8 protein-coding genes are annotated in these 14,590 nt (G+C 60.9%); 2 read left to right on the top strand and 6 right to left on the bottom strand.

The genetic code is table 11. The annotated features are described in order from the left end of the window. Positions 1 to 8 precede the first annotated feature (8 nt). Both VB780_RS23770 and cobN read right to left on the bottom strand, forming a co-directional pair. Positions 9 to 3,737 carry a PAS domain-containing protein gene (locus tag VB780_RS23770; RefSeq protein ID WP_323353666.1) on the bottom strand — a complete coding sequence of 1,243 codons (3,729 nt, stop codon included), beginning with the start codon at positions 3,735 to 3,737 and terminating at the stop codon, positions 9 to 11. Positions 3,738 to 3,933: 196 nt separating this feature from the next. After that, positions 3,934 to 7,749 carry a cobaltochelatase subunit CobN gene (cobN, locus tag VB780_RS23765; protein WP_323353665.1) on the bottom strand — a complete coding sequence of 1,272 codons (3,816 nt, stop codon included), beginning with the start codon at positions 7,747 to 7,749 and terminating at the stop codon, positions 3,934 to 3,936. A 227-nt stretch (positions 7,750 to 7,976) separates the two neighbouring features. Between cobN and VB780_RS23760 the strand changes: the two genes are divergently transcribed. Next, positions 7,977 to 10,124, top strand: coding sequence for an ATP-binding protein (locus tag VB780_RS23760; protein ID WP_323353664.1), 2,148 nt, complete (start codon positions 7,977 to 7,979; stop codon positions 10,122 to 10,124). 79 nt (positions 10,125 to 10,203) lie between these two features. On the opposite strand, the gene VB780_RS23755 is transcribed toward VB780_RS23760, so the two are convergent. The 3 genes from VB780_RS23755 to VB780_RS23745 form a co-directional block, all read right to left on the bottom strand. Continuing rightward, on the bottom strand, positions 10,204 to 10,995 hold the full coding sequence (locus tag VB780_RS23755; protein WP_323353663.1) for a TPM domain-containing protein: 792 nt from the start codon (positions 10,993 to 10,995) through the stop codon (positions 10,204 to 10,206). Between the two features lie 271 nt (positions 10,996 to 11,266). Then, positions 11,267 to 12,691, bottom strand: coding sequence for an ATP-binding protein (locus VB780_RS23750; RefSeq protein WP_323353662.1), 1,425 nt, complete (start codon positions 12,689 to 12,691; stop codon positions 11,267 to 11,269). Then, the gene (locus tag VB780_RS23745; RefSeq protein ID WP_323353661.1) at positions 12,691 to 13,389 is read right to left on the bottom strand and encodes a response regulator transcription factor; all 699 of its coding nucleotides are present in this window, start codon (positions 13,387 to 13,389) and stop codon (positions 12,691 to 12,693) included. Before VB780_RS23745 ends, VB780_RS23750 begins: the two co-directional genes overlap by 1 nt. 129 nt (positions 13,390 to 13,518) lie before the next feature. Between VB780_RS23745 and VB780_RS23740 the strand changes: the two genes are divergently transcribed. Next, complete coding sequence (locus VB780_RS23740) at positions 13,519 to 14,085, top strand: hypothetical protein (protein WP_323353660.1); 567 nt, start codon at positions 13,519 to 13,521, stop codon at positions 14,083 to 14,085. A 78-nt stretch (positions 14,086 to 14,163) separates the two neighbouring features. Here VB780_RS23740 and VB780_RS23735 read toward each other — a convergent pair whose 3' ends face one another. Continuing rightward, entirely contained in the window at positions 14,164 to 14,553 is a 390-nt protein-coding gene (locus tag VB780_RS23735) for a hypothetical protein (RefSeq protein ID WP_323353659.1), read from the bottom strand. Positions 14,554 to 14,590 lie beyond the last annotated feature (37 nt).

Here is a 14,590-nt window from a genome sequence, read left to right as displayed (position 1 = left end):
TCCCTTGGTTAGCCATCGGTGAGAGCCTGACGGATTTTATGGGCCAGTTCGGCTCGCTGGTAGGGTTTGTGCAGCAGTGGTATCTCGGCCTCTGGCCCCTCCCGATGGGTCAAGATATTTTCGGAATAACCGGAGGTGTACAGCACCCGCAGATGGGGCCGCAGCCGGTGGGCGGCGGCGGCCAGCTCTCGGCCATTGAGGCCGCCGGGCATAAGCACGTCGGTAAACAGCAGGTCGATCTCAGGCTGCTGCTGAAGCATCTCTAGGGCCGTCGGGCCGGTTTCGGCGACCAAGACTCGGTAGCCCAAACTTTCGATCTGCTGCCGGGCGTAGTCTCGCACCAGGGTGTTGTCTTCGACCAGCAAGATCAGCTCTGAGTCACCCCCAGGGATGACGGCTTCGGGTTGAGTATCGCCCTCTAGCGCCAGTCTTTGGCGATCGCCGCAGCGGGGCAAATAGAGCCGCACCGTTGTGCCCACCCCCGGCTCAGAGTCAATGATGATATGGCCGTTAGACTGACACACGAAACTGTACACCATGCTCAGCCCCAGCCCGGTGCCCTTGTCTTTAGCTTTGGTGGTAAAAAAGGGTTCAAACGCTCGGCTCAGCAGATCGGTTGCCATGCCCACCCCGGTGTCTGACACCGTGACCATAACGTAGTCGCCGGGGTGCAGGTCGTCGGGGCGATCGCCGTCCTCGGGGGCAACGTTTACCTGGGCCGTAGTTAGGGTAAGGCAGCCTGCCCCGTCCATGGCGTCGCGGGCATTAATGCATAAATTGAGCAGGGCGCTCTCTAGCTGGGCGGCATCTACCAGGGCGGGCCACAGGTGGTCATCGCAGCTACAGCGCACCTCAATCTGTTCCCCTAGGGTGCGGCGCAGCAGGCCGTGCATGGAGGCAATCAGCTGGTTGACATCTACAGGTTGGGAGTCGAGGGTTTGGCGGCGGGCAAAGCTGAGCAGCCGCTGGGTGAGGTCGGCCCCCCGCTGGGCGGCTACGGCGATCATATCGGCTAGCGATCGCATGGAGGGATGGGAATCCAATTGTTCTACCAGTAGATCAGCGTTGCCCAAAATCACCGTCAGCAGATTGTTAAAGTCGTGGGCCATACCGCCGGTAAGCTGGCCAATCGCCTCCATTTTTTGGCTTTGCAGCAGTTGAGCCTCTAAATTCTTTTGCTCGGTTAGGTTGAGTACGCCGCCAATGATGCGTATCGCCTGCCCCTGGGCATTGCGAATGATATGGCTGCGATTCATCACGTAGGCATAGCTGCTGTCTGGGCGGCGAAAGCGGTATTCCTCTTTCCAGATGGTGGCATCGCCTTCTAGAGCCGTCTGTAATGAAGCCAGCACTTGGTGCCTATCTTCTGGGTGCAGGCGGTTGTGCCACCAGTCGCTTGGAGCCTTGAGGTCGGCATCGCTGTAGCCAAACAGGGTTTTGAAGCCCTCGCCGCGCCAGGTGGTATTGGCGACAATGTCCCAGTCCCAAATGGCGTCGTTGGTAGCCCTAGCCACCAGCCGAAACCGTTCTTCGCTGGCCCGCAGAGTCGCCTCGGCGGCTTTTTGAGCCGTTATATCCATCACCATGCCCGAGCGCCTGATGGGGCGACCAGCGGCGTCATAGTCCACGTTGCCCCGTTCTGCCAGCCAGCGAATCTCTCCGTCGGGGCGGCGAATGCGGTATTCTGCCTCCACAATGCCGGTCGATTCCTCAGCTTGGCGCTGGGCGGCCAGCAGTTTGGGTCGATCTTCGGGCAGTACCCGCTCCAAGAACTGCTCAAAGTTTTCGATTTGATGGTCGGGGGGAAGGCCAAACAGCCGATAGGTGCCCATCGACCAGACCAAGCGATTGTTGGCTACATCCGTAGACCAGCTCCCCATTTGACTAATACGTTCGGCATTGATCAGCAGGGTGGCCTGCTGGCGCAGCGTAGTTTCAATTTCGCGGCGAACGGTTTCGAGGCGGGCGCGCTCTGTCACATTTTGCAGGGTGCCGACGACGCGCAGGGGATGGCCGCTGGCATCATGGATGATTTCGCCCCGCTGGTGCAGGTGGCGCACCTCGCCGCTGGGGCAGATCCAGCGATGCTCGTAGTCTAAGGGGGTGCGATGGCCCTGAGGGGCCGGTCTCTGACCATCGCGGCTGGCCTGCTCAAACTGCCCCAAGACCATTTCCAGGTCGTCGGGGTGAATGTGGCGCAAAAAGTCGTCGCAGGTCAGCATCGCCTGCTCGGGGGCAATCCCCGCCGCCTGTTTGCAGGCCTCTGACCAACACAGGCGATCGTTGACCATGTCGTACTCCCAGCCGCCCAGGGCCGCGATTCGCTGGGCAGTTTGCATTTGCTGATGGCTTTCTTCCAGGGCCGCCTGGGTGGCCACCCGCTCAATCACCAGGGCCAGCAGGGCCGCCACCGACTGCACAAAGTAGGTATCGTCGGTCGAAAACTGCCGGGGATGGCGAGAGTGGGCTCCTAACACCCCCCAAGGCTCGCCCTGCACGCGAATGGCCACGCTCATGCCGCTGACAATGCCGTAGTCGTTGAGCACAGGGGTGGCGCTAAAGCGGGTTTCTTGACTCATGTCAGTGACGTAAATGGGATCGGGCGATCGCAGCGTCAGCCTCGATTGTGACGCCTGATCAATCGGTATAGTCACGGTGTCTATACTGTCGGGATGCCAGCCCACCCCGGCCACCAGCTGGAGCTGGCTACCATCCTCCGTCAGTTCTAAAATGGTGCAAAATTCTACGTCTAGCACTGCCGCCACCTGCTCCGTGGCCTGCTGCAAGATCGGCTCCAGCCGGTCGGCCCCCGTGGCCGCCAACCCCAGCTGAGCCACTGCCTCCTGCTGACGAATGCGGGTGGTTAACAGCATCTCTGCCTGTCTGCGTTCAGCTTCTAGCTGCACCCGTTCGCTAATATCGAGCAGGCTGACCAGCACCTGGCTAGACCCGCTTTGCCAGTCAGGAAATGTGGTCTTTACCCAGGCATGAATCAGCTCTCCAGTCACCGTACGCATGACTTTTTCGGTCTCAAACGTCGGTTTGCCCAGGCAAAAAGCCGTCAGCTCTGCTGTAAACCCCGGCATGGTATCGAAGGTCGAAAACACCGTCTCTAGGGAGCCGAGAATGTCGGTTTTGGTCTGTGCTTTGAAAATGTCTAGGGTGGTCTGATTGATGTCTAGAATTTGCACCCGCTGCATGGCTAGGGTGACAAATTCGGGGTGCTGGTCAATGTAGGTGGCAAAGTCAGTGATGCCCTGGCGTTGTAGATCGCGCACGAGGGCCATAACCGCCGACCAGTCTTCTTCCCACAGGGAAACCGGCATATCCTGAAAAATCTTTTGGTAGCGCTGGTTTTGCCAGGCCACGGTGTCTAGATCGTTTTTGGGGGAGTGAGTAGGGGCGATCGCCCGTTGCCGACGGTGGCGCTCAAGGGCGCAGCCCACGGCCCGCCAAAGTTCAGCGATCGGGGTTTGCCCTTTGATCAGATAATCTTCAGCCCCAGCCCGCACAGCCTCTAGGCCCAGGGAGGTCTGGGCTGGGCTGACCAACACAATCATCGGCAGATTGGGAGCCTGGGTCTGGAGAGCCTGGAACGAATTTAGCCCCTCGGTGGTTGGGTTAGTTAGATCGAGCAGCACGCCATCTACAGGGTGGCCAGCAGCCAGATAGGCCAAAGCCGCCTGCACCTGCTCTAGGGCAATGATTGTCAAGTTGGAGGCCGCAAGACCAGGCAACGATGCTACCTCTGGGTGTTTGCCAACCCAAAGAATCTGACTAACCTGCTGCCCAATCATGTGACGCCTTCCATAATTCCCCGTAGATGTGAGCTACTAGCCCAGCATGCCCTTATAGGGGGGGCGGGTGACTAACCCTCTTCCCTATCATTGCAAGCCAGCGCCTCGGTGAACGATAGTCGTGAGAACCTTGAGACTAGGCGTCTGCCCTAGGCAACCCGGGGTTGAACTGCTGGGCCTCTACCACGCCTTCGGCCTGGTTGGCTGTTTGGCGAAGGGCGTCTAGCATGGCCGCTGGGGCGGTGGCCCACAATCCACGCTGGTGGGCTTCGAGCAGGCGCTCGGCCATATCGCGCAGCGCCCAGGGATTTGAATTTTGCACAAAAGCCTGCACCGCTGGGTCGAGCACGTAGGCCTGGGCCACCCCTTCGTACATGTGGTCGGCAACGCAGTGGGCAGTGGCGTCGTAGGCAAACAGGTAGTCAACGGTGGCGGCCATCTCAAATGCTCCCTTATAGCCGTGGCGCATGACGCCCTCGATCCACTTGGGGTTGACCACGCGGGAGCGGTAGACCTTGGCAATTTCGGCTTCGAGCGATCGCACCTTGGGCTTGGCCGTTACCGCGTTGTCGCCAAAGTAGGTGGCGGGCTGCTGCCCCTGGAGCGTTCTGGCCGCCACCGTCATGCCCCCTTGAAATTGGTAGTAATCGTCAGAATCCAAGAGATCGTGCTCGCGGTTGTCCTGGTTGTGGAGCACCACTTGCAGATGCTTGAGCCGCTGCTCAAAGGCTTCGGGCATGGCGTGGCCCTGGGCGTTGCGACCGTAGGCGTAGCCGCTCCAGTTCAGGTAGGCGCGGGCCAGGTCTTCGTCAGTCGTCCAGTTTTGCGATTCAATTAGCCCCTGCAAGCCAGCTCCGTAGGCCCCCGGCTTAGAGCCAAAAATGCGGTAGCGCGATCGCAGCTCAGCCTGCTCTGCCGTCAGCCCCTGCTTCACCCACTCAGCTGCCTCCTGGCGCGATCGCGCCGCCAAAGGATTTTGCTCCGGCGGTTCATCTAAAGCCGCCACCGCCGCTACGGCCTGATCCACCAGGTCGATCAGATTGGGGAAAGCATCGCGAAAGAAGCCCGAAATCCGCAGGGTGACATCTACCCGAGGTCGCCCGATCGCCGACAGCGGCAGCACCTCAAAATCGACCACCCGCCGCGAGGGGCCATCCCACACCGGGCGCACTCCCATTAGTGCCAGGGCTTCGGCAATGTCGTCGCCACCGGTACGCATAGTAGAGGTGCCCCACACCGACAGGCCCAGGGTTTGGGGGTAGTCGCCGTGATCTTGGGTGTACTGCTCGATCAGCACTTCCGCCGCCCGCCGCCCCACATCCCAAGCGCTTTCGGTAGGGATGGCGCGAATATCCACCGAGAAAAAATTACGCCCGGTGGGCAGCACGTCGGGGCGATTGCGGGTGGGGGCTCCAGCGGGGCCGCTGGGTACATAGTGTCCGTCGAGGCCCGCCAGCAAGTTGGCGATCTCGTCGGTGGTACGGATCAGGGCGGGGATGAGGGTGTGCTGAATCCAGTGGAGTTCGGCGGTGAGGGGGGGAAGCGAGTGGGTGAGTGGGTGAGTGGGTGATGATTGTAGGAGGGCGTTCACTAAGCGAGACGCTTCCTCCTCCATCGCCTCGATCGCATCCCCCACAATTCGACAGTTGGTCAACCCGGTGAAGGGTTCTCCAGGGTCAGCGGTGAGGGGGTCGAGGTCGAGGCCCCAGGTTTCGGCAATGGCGCGGGTGAATCCCTGGCGGCCGGGGCCGGGGTGGCGGGCGATCGCTACGATCAAATCCCGCAGCTGGCGGCCATCGGGGCACTGCCCAAAGATATGCAGGCCGTCGCGAATCTGAGCTTCCTTTAGATCGCAGAGGTAGGTGTCGAGGGTGGGGAGGAGGGTGGGGAGTGGGGATGAGGGGGATGGGGACGGTGAGGAAGTGGGGGATGGGGAGATTTCGGCGAGGAGGCTGGTTTCGGTGAGGAGGGTGAGGATGCGATCGCCAATTAGCTTTAGTCGACTCGGATCTAGGCTCTGGGCTTCGTAGTATTCATCCACCAGTCCTTCAAGCTTTTCGAGGGGGCCATAGAGTTCGGCGCGGGTCAGCGGTGGCGTCAGGTGGTCGAGAATCACTGCCTGGGCACGGCGCTTGGCTTGGGAACCTTCGCCGGGGTCGTTGACGATAAACGGGTACAGGTGGGGCATGGGGCCAAACATGGCCTCGGGGTAGCAGTTTTGCGAGAGGCCGACGCCCTTGCCGGGCAGCCATTCCAGGTTGCCGTGCTTGCCCAGGTGAACGATCGCCTGCGCCCCGAAACTATGCCTCAGCCAGAGATAAAAGGCCAGGTAGTCGTGGGTGGGCTCCAGATCGGGCGAGTGGTAGTTGAGGGAGGGGTCGAGGTCGTAGCCCCGACTGGGCTGGATGCCGATGAAGACGTTGCCGAGTTGGAGGCCGGGAATCGAGAATCTAGAGGGGGGAGAATTTTGAATTTTGAATTTTGAATTTTGGATTGACTCCCCATCTCCCCATCTCCTCACCGCCTCATCGCCCCAACGGTCTGTCATACCGGCGCGCACTGTCTCCGGCAGGGTCTCAAAATGTTGACGGTAGTCGGCGAGGGGCAGGGATTGGTGAATTTGGCGAAAATCGTGGCCTTCGGGGTCGTTGGTCACCCCGGCGGTGAGCTGGCGAATCAGGTCGTCGCCATCGGTGGGAATGTCGCCCAGGGTGTAGCCTGCGGTTTCGAGGGCGTGGAGAACTTCGATCGCACTCTGGGGCGTATCTAAACCGACTCCATTTGCCAAGCGGCCATCGCGGTTGGGGTAGTTGGCGAGGATGAGGGCGATGCGGCGATCGCCCACCGGGGTGCGGCGCAGGGTGGCCCACTGGGCGGCGAGGTCGGCGACAAATTCTATGCGATCGCGCACCGGCTCATAGGTCACCACATCGGTTTCCAGCGTCTCGCTGCGCTGGTTAATCGATTTAAACGAGACCGCGCGGGTGATGATGCGGCCATCGACTTCGGGCAGGGCCACATTCATAGCAATGTCGCGGGGCGAGAGGCCCAGGCTCTGGCTTTCCCAGGCGGCTTTGGTGCCGCCGCTGAGAATCACTTGCAGCACCGGCACGTCGAGGGTTTCCCATAGATCTAAATTGGGCGTGGCACCGTCCAGCTTGGCCACCGAAAAGCTGGTGGTATTCAGCAGTACGTCAATACCTTGGCCCTGCTTGGGCTTCAGCAATCGGATCAAATCCTCCTGCACTTCGGGATCTTGCAGGGATGACACAAATACCGGCACAGGGTGCAAATTGCGTTCTGCCAGCGCCACGCACAGGGCATCAATCGGGGCGGTATTGCCCGCGAGGTAGTGGGCGCGGTAGAAGATCAGACCAATTTTGAATTTTGAATTTTGAATTTTGAATGGGGATGGATAGATTCCAACTTTAGGAATGGGTTGGGGCTCGGGGGGGTGGTAGGCGGTGTGGAGGATGCGATCGCACACCCACATCAACCCATGCGCCATATTCTCGACGCCGCCTTCGTTGAGGTAGCGCCAGAGCTGGTTGGCCACCGTCAGCGGCACGGTGGAATGGCTGATTAGATCCGGGGCGGGGCGATCGTCGCCGGGCAGCACAATCAGGGCGGCTCCGGTTTCGATGGCCACATCCCGAACGACTTCTAGGCCGTAGGGCCAGTAGGCACGGCCTCCCAGCAGCCGCACGACGATGATCTGGGCGTGGCGCAGCACGTCGTCGGCATAGGTGTCGATCGCTAACTGCTGCTGAAGCTGAAGCAAGTTGGCCACCCGCAAGGCCGGAAAATCGAGTGGGAAACTGGCCCGCGTCAGGCTTTGAATTTCGGTGTCGGCAGCGGTGAGAAACACCAGCGGGGCCGGGGTTTGCTCGACAAAAATGACGCCCTCGGTATCCGGCGTCCAGCCGCCGGGGGTAGCGGCTAAGCGATGCATGGGCAATCCCTAGGACAACAACAGGGCAACAGCAAATCTGAAGGAACTCTAGCGTAAGTCAGGGTCGGCCCAAAACGAAAGCTACCATGGGGAACTCCCCGCCATGGGGACGCTTCAAACCTTAAGGCTTTCTTTGGCAATACCCCGTTTCAAACCACCGCAGTGGGCGCCCTCGGCCTCAAAATGTAAGGATGCCTGACTCTATAGATCGTGGTACTGAGCAAGTCATGCCCAAGGCGGCTCTGGTTTTGCTGGAGCAGTTTTTGCGTCAGTATTGCCAGCAGCAGCAGCTGACCCTGCTCACCGAAGAAAATCTGTCTGCCGACACCGCTGATGGCAGCAGTTTTTGGTGCCTGCTGGGGCCAGAGCTTTCGGTTGTGGTGACTGCGCACTCTCAGGAGGGCGATCGCACCTTAGTCAGCCTAGTCGCCGAAACCGAGGCCGTAGAGGCATTTTTGCATCAGCGGGGACTGGCCCCCGCCCTGGCTCCCACCGGGTTAAATGCCCTCAGCCAGTTTATGCTGGCCTGGCTCCAGGCCTATAGCGATGCCGTTGCCGAGGTGCCGACCCAAACCATAATCGACCGGCAGCAAGAGCGTCGCCTGCTGCTGAACCAGGTGATTACCAAAATTCAGGGCAGCCTGGAATTGGATGAAATCTTAGAGACCACTGTGGCCGAGGTGCGTCAGTTTCTCCAGGCCGACCGGCTGCTGATCTACCAGTTTGACCCCGCCGCGATCGCCCCGACAAAGCTGATGGATAGCGCTGCCCCCAGTCCATCCCAGGAAGGTGGCACCAGGGGCTACATCACCTATGAGGCGCGATCGCGCGATCGCCTTCCCTCGGTGCTCCACTACACCGAAGATCTCTGCTTTCACGATCATCCCGCCTACCCCAACCAAGAGCGGCGCTACCGCCACGGCAAACCTCTCGCCATCGACGATGTGGCCCACGCCTATCCCCATGCCCCCTGCATGGCGACCTTTCTAAAGCAGATGCAGGTCAAGTCAAAGGCCGTGGCCCCTATTCAGGTGGGGCAGCAGCTCTGGGGACTGCTGATTGTGCACCAGTGCGACAGTCTGCGCCAGTGGCAACCCTGGGAAACCGAGTTTTTGCAGCACATTGCCGAACACCTGGCGATCGCCATCAACCAGGCCCAGCTCTACCATCAGCTCCAGCGGCAAACCCAAAATCTGGAGGTTTGCGTGGTCGAACGCACCCAAGACCTGAAGGATGCCCTGGTGGCCGCCGAGGCTGCGAACCGGGCCAAAACCGAGTTTTTGGCCACCATGAGCCACGAGCTACGCACCCCCCTCACCTACATCATTGGCATGTCGGCCACCCTGCTGCGCTGGTCGCTGGGCGAGCTCACCCCCCGCCAGCGCGACTACCTCTCCACCATTCAGACCAGCGGCGAGCAGCTGCTGCGCGTCATTAACGACATTCTCGACGTGTCAAAAATTGAGGCCGGGCGCACCGCCCTAGAGGTGCGGCAGTTTTCTCTCACCTCACTATCTCGTCAGAGCGTCGATGCCTTTCGCACCGATGCGGCCCAAAACGACATCGACATTGCCCTCGACCTCAAGCTGCCCAACGGTCAAGACACCTTTGTTGCCGACCCCCGGCGGGTGCGGCAAATTCTCGCTAACCTGCTCAGCAATGCCGTCAAATTCACCAACGGGGGCGGCAAAGTCATTCTGCGCGTGCGGCGCGAGCAAAACGACGCCGTCTTTCAAATTCAAGACACCGGCATTGGCATTTCTGCCGCCGCCCAGTCGTTGCTGTTTGAAAAATTTCAGCAGTTAGAAAATGTGCTCCAGCGCGAGCATCCGGGGACAGGCCTGGGGCTGGCCCTCACCAAGCAGCTAGTCGAGCTCCACGGCGGCTCGATTAAAGTCAGCTCAGAGGCCGGCAAGGGCTCAGTCTTTACGGTCAGAATTCCGCTACAGCGGCTGGCCAACCCCCCACAACCCGATCAGGCGGCAACGGCTGAGCCTATCGTCGGGCGCATTGTGCTGGTTGAAGATAACGAAGAAACCGCCAGCGTGATCTGCGACATGCTCACCGCTGCCGGCTACCAGGTGATTTGGATTGTGGACGGATCGCGGGTGCTCGACCAGGTAGAACTGCTTCAGCCCGCCGCCATGATTACCAGCCTCAGCCTCGCCAGCGCCGACGGTTGTGACATTATTACGACGCTCCGCCAAGGGTCAGGCTCGTCGGGGCCAAAAATATTGGCGCTGGTAGATCTAGACAACCCGGCCCAGACGGCCCAGGCTTTTAAGGCCGGGGCCAACGACTGCGTTAGCAAACCCATCGACCCCCGGCTGCTGCTGTCAACGGTCAATGCCGTGATGGCGGCACAGCCGGTGTAATTCATGCGAAGTGGGCATCATTCTTCAGAACAATGCCCACTTCGCATGAAGTAGCGTTACCTAAGTCGAGTCGCCGCTTTTAAGTCTCAGAATTGGAGGCCTGATTTCCCAGAATGGGTGTGAGGTAGGCCACTAAAGCACCAATCAGAAAGCCCGTAATGTTACGCGTCAGGGGTAGCCAGTCGCTGGTGCGGGTCACTACCGGGCCAATACCAAAGGCAAAGAACAGAATTCCCCACAGGGGCGAGAAAATCAGCACCCATTGCCAGGCTAGCACCTGACCGGGCTTGCGGGGGTGGGCGGCAAAACCGCAGATCACGCCGCCCACGACGGAGGTGATTAGCGTTAGCACCCACTGCTCTTGGGGCAGACCGGGCACCACGTAGCAGCCCCCCTGGCGCAAACAGCCCTGGATGGATTCTAGGGCGCTGAGAATGGAGTTGTCTTCGCCGTTTTCGCGCACAAAGAACTGGTTGCCGTAGCGGGTTTGCAGCTCGATCCAAAAGGTGCGGGGCAGCAGGTCGTAGACGGCGTCGCCCACGCTGAAATTGAGCAGGTTGCCGCCGCGCGGGTCGGCCACCAGCATAATGCTGCGATCGTCTAAGCCCCAAAAGTCTTTGACGGCGCGGCCCGGTGTCTGGTCGTACTGGGTCAGCACCCGCAGCTTCCAGCCGGTTTCGGCTTCAAAGTCGTTGAGTTTAGAGTCGAGGTTTTCTTCTTGGCGGGCGCTGAGTGACTTGGCCAGGTCAATAATGGCGGTCTGGGTATCGGGCAAAAGCTCGGGGTTGTCGTAGGCCAGGGCCGGTGCCATAGGCAGCCAGGCGCAGAGGCTTACTACACAAATGATTAAAATGTTTAGCGCGTGTCTCATACTGGCTTGCCGTAAGAACATGAAAAGTGACAACGACGAAGGCGACCCACCGCTGGCCCAAGGTAAAGCCAATAGTGAAGTATTTTCCTTAATTTAGTCTATACCTTTGTTAACAGTTGTTTACATAACTCTAATATTTCTCTTTCCTTCGAGCAAGATCGCCGATCGCTTTCTCCAGTCTTGGGTTTGTAGGCTGGGTGAAGCACTGGCGGAATCCAGCAGCGGCGGGATTTGTTGAGTTGCCCTGGGTTGCACCCAACCCAGGGGATCCCTAATTTTTAAGTTTGGCAGCGGACTGGGTATTAGGCAGGTGTAGGTTAAATCGGGCTTCACCTGCGGGGCTGGGGGCCAGCACCAGATCGCCGCCGTGGGCGCGGGCGATCTCGCGGGCCAGGCTGAGGCCGAGGCCCAGCCCTTCGGTTTGATGGGCGCGGGCAGGCGCGCCCCGGTAGAAGCGATCGAACAGGTGACTGGCCTCGGTGGCGGTGAGGGGCGTGGTGGCGTTGGTCAATGTGAGCTGCACTTGGGAATCAACCCGGTTGACGGCCACCCGCACCCAGCCCTGGGGCAGGTTGTACTTGGCGGCGTTGGTGATCAGGTTCTGGATTAGCTGGGCCAGCAGGTCGCGATCGCCCATCACCGCCAGCCCCGGCTCAATTTCAGCCGTCACCGTCAGATCGGGGGCCAGTAGGGAGAGATCCTCCAGCTGATCGTGCACCAGGGCGCTGAAATCGACGGGCTGGCGCTGAATGCTCATCTGCCCGGCATCGGCCAGCGACAGCAGCAGGAGTTTGCGCACAATGCCGCTCAGGTGGCGCACCTGGTCGAGCAGTTGGCTGAGGGTTTGCTGGGCTGCCGAGCCGGTTTCAACCTGCTGAATGGCCCGCTCTAGCTCGCCCTGGAGAATAGTGAGGGGCGTCTTCAGCTCGTGGGCGGCATCGCCGCTGAAGCGAGACGCCTGCTGAAAGCTACGCTCTAACCGCTCTAGCATGGCGTTGAAGGCGGCAATGAGCGGCGCAAACTCGGGGTCGGGGTCGGTGGGCACCCGCTGGTGCAGCCCCTGAGCCGTCACCTGGTTAATACTCTGGCTGAGCTGGCGCACGGGCCGCAGCGCCTGACCTGCGATCGCCCAGGCACCGCCTCCAATCACCAGCAGCAACCCCGGGATGGTGAGGGCGTAGATACGTCGCAGGGTCGCCATCTCCTGGCGGAGCGCGTCGAGGTTGGCGGCGATCGCCAGCTGACCCACAGGCGTAGCCCGCACCACCACGCGCCAAGGCCCGTCGGGCGTTCGCACCGTCATCAATCGACGCGGCCCCCGCCGCCCCTGGGTTGGGTCGGGGCCTGGGGAAATCCGGGCGATCGCGCTGGGCCACTGGGGCGACTGGTAAACCACTTCCCCCGTGCGGCCCACCAGTAACAGCCCTACCTCGGCATCGGCGGGCAGGCCCAGGTCTTGGGCCAGGGCTGATTCTGGGTTGGGGGGGATGGCGGGGCGATCGGGCAGTTCACCGCGATCGCCGGGCCGACCCAGGGGAGTAATGCGCTCCAAGCGGGCGTCGAGGCTGTCGAGCTTGGCCTGGTAGATCAGCCAGCTCGACAGCAGCGCAAACCCCAGTAGCGCTCCCCCGGCTAAAGCCGCAGACCACAGCGCCAGCCGCAGCCGCAGGGAGAGTTTGGGAAGCGGCGATCGCATCACGGATGTTCCCCTCGGGTGCTCTCTGCTGGCGGGCGAAAGCGGTAGCCCACCCCGCGCACGCTCTCGATCCAATGGGCAGCGTCTAGGGGGTCGAGCTTTTTGCGCAGCCGCTGAATGGCCACATCGACGACGTTGGTGCTGGGGTTAAAGTCGTAGCCCCAGACATGCTCCAAAATTTGGGTGCGGGTTAGCACTCGGCCGGGCGATCGCATCAAATATTCCAGCAGGTTAAACTCCCGCGCCGTCAGCTCAACCTGCTGCCCGCCGCAGGTGACTTCGCGGGTGATGCGATCGAGGCGCAGGGGGCCAGCGGCCAAAAAATTCTGCCGTTCGCCGCTGCTGCGCCGCACCACCGCGTGCATGCGGGCCACCAGTTCTTCGACATAAAAGGGCTTGGCGATGTAGTCGTCGGCCCCCAGATTTAGCCCGGCCAGGCGATCATCTAGCTCGTTGCGGGCGGTGATTAAAATTACCGGCACGGCGTAGCCCGCCCCCCGCAGCGCCTTGAGAATGGCCAACCCATCCATCCCTGGCACCATGATGTCGAGCAGCACCACGTCGTAGGTGCGATCGGTGGCCAGGGCATAGCCTTCGGTGCCGTTGGGGCAGGTATCCACCACAAAGCCCTGTTCTTGCAGCCCCTGGGCCACAAAACTGGCAATTTTGGCCTCGTCTTCGACTAATAAAACGTTCATAGATGCTCACAACCTAGCACCGCTAGGGGCTCGCAAAAATGACAAAGCTGTAATTTGGCGGCCATGGTTTTGCCATAGTGCCCAGGCTTAATAGAAATCGTCAACCTCAATCACCGGAGCAAATTATCCATGGCAATGCATCGTTCACTACTGACCGCTGGCCTGGCCGCCGCCCTGGTGGGCGGCCTGAGCCTGGCCGCCTTTAGCCAAACCACCCAGGGTCAACCCCCTCAGCCCGAAGCCACCCCGACCGAGCCCGGTCAGCGGCCCGAGGGCCGGGGCCGAGGTCACGGGGAAGGGCTGGCCAACGCGGCGGCCGATCTAGGCGTAAGCGAAGCCGATCTGAGAGCCGCCCTGGGCATTCCTACCGAACCGCCGTCGCGCCCTGACCTGGCGACCGCCGCCGCTGAGCTGGGGGTGAGTGAAACTGATCTACAGGAAGCTCTGCGCAGCGGCAGGGATGGCGATCGCGGTCAAAGACTGGCGACCGCCGCCACCCAGCTGGGCGTCAGTGAATCCGACCTCAAAGCCGCTCTGGGCCTGCCCGCTGAACCGCCCGCCCGTCCTGACCTGGCTGCCGCCGCCGCCGAACTGGGCGTCAGCGAAACCGATCTCCAGGAGGCCCTGCGCAGCAACATGGGAAGAGGCCGGGGGCCGGGCGGCTGCGCTCTTGAAGGCAGTGCCCCACCGCAGTAGTTCCTGGCCATTAGTCAATCGTCACTTCCCCTACTGCACCCTGGAAATCTCAGCGAGATTTCCAGGGTGTTTTTTTAGCTAGTCGATGCGGTAGCGAATTAGGGCGCGCACATCGGCGGGCTGGAGGCCCAGGTCGTCGGCTAGGGCTTGCTCGATGGCGGCATACTCCACCAGGGGGTACTCAAACTCCATTTCTTGCAGCGACGAGCCGCTGGTGCGCACGCTAATTTCGGTCACTTGAGACTGGAGGTCAATTTCGGCATCGAAGGCGAGCACGGTGACATCAAAGGAGACGGTTACGGGCTGGGCACCGGTGGTGTCGATCTGGCGATCGCCGCCGTAGGTTTGGCTCAGCACGCGACCGGTGAACCAACCGCTGCCCCCCCACACCGCCCCACCGGTGAGCACCAGAGGGGCGACAAACCCCAGGCCAATTTTCAGGTAGCGCTGGAGGTGGTGCAGGGGCATGGCTGGCTTTAAAGTAAGTAACTTGACGACCGGGCTG

This window comes from Leptolyngbya sp. CCNP1308, assembly GCF_034932455.1.
GTDB lineage: Bacteria > Cyanobacteriota > Cyanobacteriia > Phormidesmidales > Phormidesmidaceae > Nodosilinea.
Note: the sequence above shows the minus strand (reverse complement) of the source record. Positions and strands in the feature narration are given on the sequence as shown.